Annotated in this window: 10 protein-coding genes; all 10 read left to right on the top strand. The window is 33.4% G+C overall.

The window, feature by feature from the left end; genetic code table 11:
- Positions 1-177: 177 nt before the first annotated feature.
- The 10 genes from ylxM to C3E88_RS05885 all read left to right on the top strand — a co-directional run bounded on the left by ylxM (position 178) and on the right by C3E88_RS05885 (position 7,102).
- Positions 178-576, top strand: coding sequence for a YlxM family DNA-binding protein (ylxM, locus tag C3E88_RS05930; RefSeq protein ID WP_236909246.1), 399 nt, complete (start codon positions 178-180; stop codon positions 574-576).
- On the top strand, positions 576-1,916 hold the full coding sequence (gene ffh / locus C3E88_RS05925) for a signal recognition particle protein (RefSeq protein WP_236909250.1): 1,341 nt from the start codon (positions 576-578) through the stop codon (positions 1,914-1,916). Before ylxM ends, ffh begins: the two co-directional genes overlap by 1 nt.
- Positions 1,917-1,947: 31 nt before the next feature.
- Complete coding sequence (rpsP, locus tag C3E88_RS05920) at positions 1,948-2,220, top strand: 30S ribosomal protein S16 (protein WP_236909245.1); 273 nt, start codon at positions 1,948-1,950, stop codon at positions 2,218-2,220.
- A gap of 22 nt (positions 2,221-2,242) precedes the next feature.
- The gene (locus tag C3E88_RS05915; protein ID WP_236909244.1) at positions 2,243-2,473 is read left to right on the top strand and encodes a KH domain-containing protein; all 231 of its coding nucleotides are present in this window, start codon (positions 2,243-2,245) and stop codon (positions 2,471-2,473) included.
- Between the two features lie 50 nt (positions 2,474-2,523).
- A complete protein-coding gene (rimM, locus tag C3E88_RS05910) occupies positions 2,524-3,027 on the top strand; it encodes a ribosome maturation factor RimM (RefSeq protein WP_236909243.1) in 504 nt (167 codons plus the stop codon).
- Positions 3,024-3,761 carry a tRNA (guanosine(37)-N1)-methyltransferase TrmD gene (gene trmD, locus C3E88_RS05905; protein ID WP_236909242.1) on the top strand — a complete coding sequence of 246 codons (738 nt, stop codon included), beginning with the start codon at positions 3,024-3,026 and terminating at the stop codon, positions 3,759-3,761. The genes rimM and trmD overlap by 4 nt, the downstream gene beginning before the upstream one ends.
- A gap of 102 nt (positions 3,762-3,863) precedes the next feature.
- Positions 3,864-4,211, top strand: a complete 348-nt coding sequence (rplS, locus tag C3E88_RS05900; RefSeq protein ID WP_236909241.1) for a 50S ribosomal protein L19 — start codon at positions 3,864-3,866, stop codon at positions 4,209-4,211.
- 53 nt (positions 4,212-4,264) lie between these two features.
- On the top strand, positions 4,265-5,113 hold the full coding sequence (ylqF, locus tag C3E88_RS05895) for a ribosome biogenesis GTPase YlqF (protein ID WP_236909240.1): 849 nt from the start codon (positions 4,265-4,267) through the stop codon (positions 5,111-5,113).
- 2 nt (positions 5,114-5,115) lie between these two features.
- Entirely contained in the window at positions 5,116-5,730 is a 615-nt protein-coding gene (locus tag C3E88_RS05890) for a ribonuclease HII (protein WP_336513067.1), read from the top strand.
- Positions 5,731-5,740: 10 nt separating this feature from the next.
- Complete coding sequence (locus C3E88_RS05885) at positions 5,741-7,102, top strand: hypothetical protein (protein WP_236909238.1); 1,362 nt, start codon at positions 5,741-5,743, stop codon at positions 7,100-7,102.

Below are 7,102 nucleotides of genomic sequence, written 5' to 3'. Positions count from 1 at the left end.
CTAGTTATTTCTTTTTGAGTCATATTAAATATCTCCTCTCTCATATATGACATTTTATCAGAATGAATTTAATATGACATTATCATAGAATAATAATAATTTTAATTTTATATATTGACAAAGTGGAAAAGATATAATAGAATAACACTGTCAAGTAAATTGCTTGACAGTGTATATTTGATTGGTGATAAAATGGTTGAAAAATTAGTGGAAATTGGCATACTATTTGATTTTTATGGTAGATTGTTAAGTGAAAGTCAATATGCAGCTATTGAGCTATACTATATCCATGATCTATCTTTAGGTGAAATAGGAGAAGAGCTAGGTATAAGTCGACAAGGTGTATATGACACATTGAAAAGAGCTGAACAAAAACTTTATGAATACGAGGATGTGCTCGGCCTGGTCAATAAATTTGATTCAAATATGAGAGAAATAAGTAAAATGGCTAGCATAATAGAAGACATAGAAAAAGAATCCCAAAATATAGGCAACAGAAAAATTGCTAAGAAGACTGAAGACCTAAAGAACATTGTGAGAAGATTAATAGATAATAGCCAGGAGGTCGTTGATTGATGGTGTTTGAAAGCTTGTCTGAAAAGCTACAAAATGCATTAGGAAAATTAAAAGGCAAAGGTAAACTTTCAGAAAAAGATGTGGACATGGCCATGAGAGAAGTAAGATTGGCTCTTTTGGAGGCAGATGTTAACTTTAAAGTGGTAAAGGATTTTGTTAAAAGGGTAAAATCTAGAGCTGTTGGTGCTGAAGTAATGGAAAGCTTGACCCCTGGACAACAGGTAATCAAAATTGTAAATGAAGAGTTAACTAATTTGATGGGGGAAAAAGAAGAGAAGTTAAACCTTTCACCAACGCCGCCAACAGTAATACTTATGTGTGGACTACAAGGTGCAGGGAAGACTACGACTTCTGGGAAATTGGCATACAATCTAAAAAAACAGAATAAGAGACCCTTATTAGTTGCCTGTGATGTATATAGACCTGCAGCAATTAAACAGCTGGAGGTAGTAGGGGAACGAGTAGGAGTACCAGTATTTTCAATGGGAGACAAAAATAGTCCAGTTGATATAGCAAAGGCAGCTATGGAATATGGAAAGAAAAACAACAATGATTATATTATTATAGATACTGCTGGTAGGCTTCACATAGATGAAGAGCTTATGGGGGAATTGCAGAATATACATGGGGCTGTAAGCCCAGATGATGTCCTATTGGTAGTAGATGCTATGACTGGTCAAGATGCAGTCAATGTGGCAGAAACTTTTAATGATAAGCTAGAAATCTCAGGGATAATACTCACCAAGCTAGATGGCGATGCTAGAGGTGGTGCAGCATTGTCCATTAGAGCTGTTACTGGTAAGCCCATAAAATTTGTGGGTATGGGCGAAAAAATGGATCAGCTGGAGCCTTTCCATCCAGATAGGATGGCATCAAGGATATTAGGCATGGGAGACGTTTTAAGCTTAATAGAGAAAGCTCAAGCTTCCATTGATGAAAAAAAAGCTTTAGAATTAGAGAAAAAAATTCGTTCTCAACAGTTTACATTAGATGACTTTTTAGATCAATTGGATCAAATGAAAAACTTAGGGCCTTTAGATGAACTAATTGGTATGATTCCTGGAATCAATTCAAAAGCGATAAAGGATTTAAATGTAGATGAAAAGGAGATAGTTAGGATTCAGGCTATTATACAGTCTATGACCCCCGAGGAAAGAGAAAACCCATCTATAATCGATAGCAGTAGGAGAAAGAGAATAGCAATGGGTAGTGGAACTAATGTTCAGGATGTAAATAGACTGTTAAAACAATTTAAAGAGACTAGGAAGATGATGAAGCGCTTTGGTGATATGGAAAAGACAATGAAGAAGAAAGGGAAATTTGGATTCCCCTTTTTCTAATAGATATTTGACATATTGAGGAGGTGAAAACATGGCAGTTAAAATTAGACTAAGAAGAATGGGTGCAAAGAAAAACCCTTTTTATAGAATAATAGTTGCTGATTCTCGTTCCCCAAGGGATGGGAGATTTATTGAGGAAATAGGATATTATAGTCCATTAACTGAGCCTAAAACAGTTAAGATAGATGATGAGAAGGCTACTAAATGGCTGAACAATGGTGCTAAACCAACAGATACAGTTGATAGATTGTTTAGAGAGAATGGCATATATGAGAAGATTGAAGAGAAACAAGTGGAAGAATAATTTCTAGGAGGTGCTAATAGGAATGGGTGAACTAGTAGAGATAATAGCCAAGGCACTTGTAGATAATCCCGATGAGGTAGAGGTAAATGAGATAGAAGGTACACAATCCGTAATAATTGAATTGAAAGTTGCTGAAGATGATATGGGAAAGGTAATTGGGAAACAAGGTAGAATTGCAAAGGCTATTAGAACAGTAGTAAAAGCAGCTGCTATTAAAGAAAACAAAAGAGTTGTAGTGGAAATTATTCAATAGAGGGGATTAGCAGTCTAATCCCTTTATATTATATTTTGGTGGGTGAAAACATGGATTATATTCAAGTAGGAAAGATAATCAATACCCATGGAATTAAAGGTGAAGTAAAGGTTTTTCCACTGACTGATGAAATTTCTAGATTTGATGAACTAACAAAAGTATATTTAGGAGAAGCCAAATTAAAAGTAGATATTGAAAGTGTAAAATATCATAAAGGTTTAGTGGTAATAAAATTTAAAGGGATTGATAATATTAATCATGTATTATCTTTTAAAGAGGATTTTATCTATATTGATGAGGAAGACAGAATTGAGCTACCAAAGGGGCAATACTTTATATATGATATAGTTGGTTGCATGGTACTAAACACTAAAGGGGATAAAATTGGGTTGGTAACGGAAGTTATTCAATCAGCAAGTAATGATGTATATATTGTAAAAGATTATGAAAAAAATAAGGAATATATGATCCCCGCAGTGAAGGAATTTTTTGTCCTTATAGATATCGAAGACAAAAAGATTGTAATTGACCCAATTGAAGGAATGATAGAATGAAAATTGATGTATTGACTTTGTTTCCTGATTTATTTGACGACTTTGAGAAATGGAGTATTGTAGGTAGAACTATTGAAAAGGGGCTTTGCACCCTTAATAAAGTGGATATAAGGGAATTTTCAAAAGATAAGCACAAGCGTGTAGATGATTATCCCTATGGTGGAGGTCCAGGAATGGTAATGAGACCAGAGCCCATATATGAAGCCATATCTAGTGTTAGAAGGGATAATTCTATGGTTATATATCTATCCCCTCAAGGTCATAACTATAATCAGGATCTAGCTAATTTTTTGTCTAAAAATGAACATTTGATATTACTATGTGGACACTATGAGGGAATTGACAATAGGATAATAGATCACTATGTTGATTTAGAAATCTCCATTGGGGATTATGTATTAACCGGCGGAGAAATTCCAGCTATGGTTATCATAGATTCCATCGTAAGACTGTTGCCGGGTGCTTTAAGTAATGAAGAATCCGTTATAAATGAGTCCCATTATAATGGTCTTCTGGAGCATCCACAATATACTAGGCCTAGAACTTTTAGAGATCTATCGGTTCCAGAAGTATTATTATCTGGGAACCATAAAAAGATCGAAGAATGGCGTAGATACAAGGCTATTGAAGCTACCTATATAAAAAGGCCAGAGTTGTTGGATGAGTGCCTATTAACAGATATGGAAATTAAAATCCTTGAAGAGATAAAAGAAAAAATAATGGATAAAAACTAGTTGTATTTTGCATTTTCATGTGCTATAATACACAACGTATAGAAGTACGGGCGGTCCTCTGCCAATAGGTAAGAACGTCTAGGGAGAAGGGAGGTTTGAACAGTGGATATTATTAAAATTTTAGAGGATGAACAATTGAGAAATGATCTACCTGACTTTAATGTAGGTGATACTGTTCAAGTTCATTATAAGGTTAAGGAAGGAACTCGTGAGAGAGTGCAGATATTTGAAGGTACAGTTATTAAAAGGCAAGGTGGAGGAGTTAGAGAAACCTTTACCGTAAGAAGATTGTCTTATGGTGTTGGCGTTGAAAGAACATTCCCTCTACATTCTCCAAGGATTGAAAAGGTTGTTATAACTAGAAAAGGTAAAGCAAGGAGAGCAAGGCTTTACTATCTACGACAAAGACAGGGTAAGGCTGCTAAAGTTAAAGAGAAGAAAATCTATTAATGTATTGGGACTTGTTATAGTCCCAATTTTATTTTGGAAAGTAGGTGATTACTATGAACATAAACTGGTACCCTGGTCATATGAAAAAGACCAAAGAGTCTATAAGAAAAAACTTGGCCTTAGTGGATTTAGTATATGAAGTAATCGATGCAAGAGTACCTTATAGTAGTCGAAATCCAGATATAGATAATATTGTTGGAGATAAACCCAGATTAGTTATATTAAATAAATCTGACTTAGCTGATAAAAATGCAAATAGGTTGTGGAAAGAGTATTTTTGTAAGATGGGGATTACTGCCGTCATTGTTGATAGTCTAAATAACAAAGGTTTAGATGAGATAGTTAACATGTCCTATAGATTAACAGAGGATAAAAGAAAGGCTCTAGAAAAAAAAGGGATAAAGAATAGACCTATCAGAGCTATGATCATTGGCGTGCCCAATGTGGGTAAATCTACATTAATAAATAGCCTTTCTAAAAGAAGAGGTGCTAGAGTAGGCAATAAACCTGGAGTAACTAAAGGAAACCAATGGATTAAAATCAAAGGAGATCTAGAACTATTGGATACACCTGGAATACTGTGGCCTAAATTTGAAGATAAACAAACTGGGTTAAACTTAGCTTTTACTGGAGCTATAAAAGATGAATTATTAGATATAGAGGTATTATCTGCAAAGCTTATAGATAAGCTAAACTATATTTCAAGGGACTATATAGAAAGTCGTTACAATATAACAATTCAGGATAAAACATCTCAGGATATTATAATGGAGATTGGTAAAAAAAGAGGGTGCATAGTTAAAGGAGGAGAAATTGATTTTGGTAAGGCTTCTCGTATTATAGTGGATGAATTTAGAAGGGGGTCTATAGGAAGGATCACTTTAGAAGTCCCAGAAGATTAGAGGTGTGTATATTGCTAGATATTGAAAATGAACTTCATGATAAAGGTTATGAGCTTATTGCTTGTATCGATGAGGTAGGTCGTGGCTGTCTAGCCGGTGATGTAGTTGCCTGTGCTATTATAATGCCCAAAGGTATATTGATTAATGGAGTTAATGATTCCAAGAAACTATCGGCTAAAAAAAGGGAGAAACTATATTATGAGATAATAGAAAAATCTATTGCCATCGGTTTAGGGCAAGTAGGCCCAAATGTTATTGATGAAATCAATATAAAAGAAAGCACAAGACTTGCTATGAAAAAGGCTGTATTAAATTTAAAGGATAAGGAAAATCACATGGTAATTCCAGATTATCTATTAGTAGATGCGGAGATTATTCCTTTAGATATTCCTCAATCCAATTTGATTAAAGGTGATGAAAAAAGCCATGGCATTGCTTGTGCATCTATAGTAGCAAAGGTGTATAGAGATGAGTTATGTCAAATTTGGGATAAGCAATATAGAGGATACAAAATTAACAAAAATAAAGGATATGGGACTAGAGAACATAGAGAAGCTGTTAAGGAGATTGGCCCGTCGCCTATACATAGGATGACTTTTCTAGGCAATATATTATAAAATCAGGGTGGTGAAGTTTTTCGTGAGGGTAGAAGGCTTTATTAATATGGACAATATATATATGAATATGGACTACGGATTGCTAAAAGAAGGGGATATAATTGAAGGGAGAATTTTAGAAATATTAGAGGACTTAGCGATAATTGAATTAAAAGATTTTGGAGTTATGAAGGCCCGTCTACAAGGTGATTTTACTGAATACGAATCTAAATCCTTAACTTTTGCTGTAAAAACTTTACTACCCAATAAGATAGAACTAAGCCCTATCATCAATGAAAACAAGCAGGAGCCTTTAGATTTAGTTACAAAAAAAGAGGATTATTTGATTAACATACTGAGGGAATATCATATAGAAGAGGATCCAATAAACTTAGAATATTTAGATAGTTTGTTAAAGTATAATGTTTCTATAAATAAGGATAATCTAGAGAACGGACTGAAAGCTTTAGACAAGTTAGAACAGCTAATGAATATTAATGAAAAAGAAGTGGTTATGTTAGCAAATCCTCATGAGGAATTTGCATCTATAGGAAAAGAGGACATACGAAATCTAATAATACAATCAAAGGATGAAAGCAATAAGCAGATAGATTTGATGCCAATGTTAGAAGAAAACTTTAATCAGCTGTTAGAAAGAGATATAGATTCGAATATAATTAAAGTCATAAGTATCTTTACAAAATATGATATTAAACCAACTATGAATAATATAAAATTTTTTCTACAATTAACAGAAGATCCCTATGCATTTTCAGAAAATTTCAAAGTTTTAGAGACTATTTTAGAAGAAAAGTTTACAAAGTTCAACAAAAAGGATATTATAAAAAGTGGCGGTTCCAAAAATATCATCGAGCAAAATATCATAAAGCATAAAGATACCTTAGAAAAATTAATAGAATTGTATAAAGATGATGATATTAGAGGGAATAAAAACGTTCTTAATAAAATAGGTGAACTCCAGAACAAATTAGAGTTTTTTCACGAACTAAGGGATCAATTAAATATGGTTTACTTACCATTAATTATAGGTGAGACCAGGAGAGAAGGCATAGTTACCTTGATTAAGGATAGAAGGAAAAGGGAGAACCCTCTAAACACAATAAATATATTTATCAATTTACAGACTAATAGATTGGGAGATATAAAGATATCTTGCAAAGTTAACAATGATATAATGGACATTTTGTTTAACAATATTAATGAAGAGGATATGGCACTTTTCAAGAATAAAGAAAATATATTAAAAGACATGGTAAGCGTTACAGGATATAGCGTAAACTCAATTAGATATTCGACTAGGGATGAAGAAAGTATATTAGATCATTTGATTATTAATACTAAACCTATTTATTTTTTAGATGTGCAGGTGTAA

The organism is Clostridium sp. Cult3, from assembly GCF_021655115.1.
Classification (GTDB): Bacteria; Bacillota; Clostridia; order Tissierellales; family Tepidimicrobiaceae; genus PPXY01.
Note: the sequence above shows the minus strand (reverse complement) of the source record. Positions and strands in the feature narration are given on the sequence as shown.

Coding starts and splice junctions, on each gene's coding strand:
- ffh (WP_236909250.1), top strand. CDS start 576: ATGGTGTTTGAAAGCTTGTCTGAAAAGCTACAAAATGCATTAGGAAAA.
- rpsP (WP_236909245.1), top strand. CDS start 1,948: ATGGCAGTTAAAATTAGACTAAGAAGAATGGGTGCAAAGAAAAACCCT.
- C3E88_RS05915 (WP_236909244.1), top strand. CDS start 2,243: ATGGGTGAACTAGTAGAGATAATAGCCAAGGCACTTGTAGATAATCCC.
- rimM (WP_236909243.1), top strand. CDS start 2,524: ATGGATTATATTCAAGTAGGAAAGATAATCAATACCCATGGAATTAAA.
- trmD (WP_236909242.1), top strand. CDS start 3,024: ATGAAAATTGATGTATTGACTTTGTTTCCTGATTTATTTGACGACTTT.
- ylqF (WP_236909240.1), top strand. CDS start 4,265: ATGAACATAAACTGGTACCCTGGTCATATGAAAAAGACCAAAGAGTCT.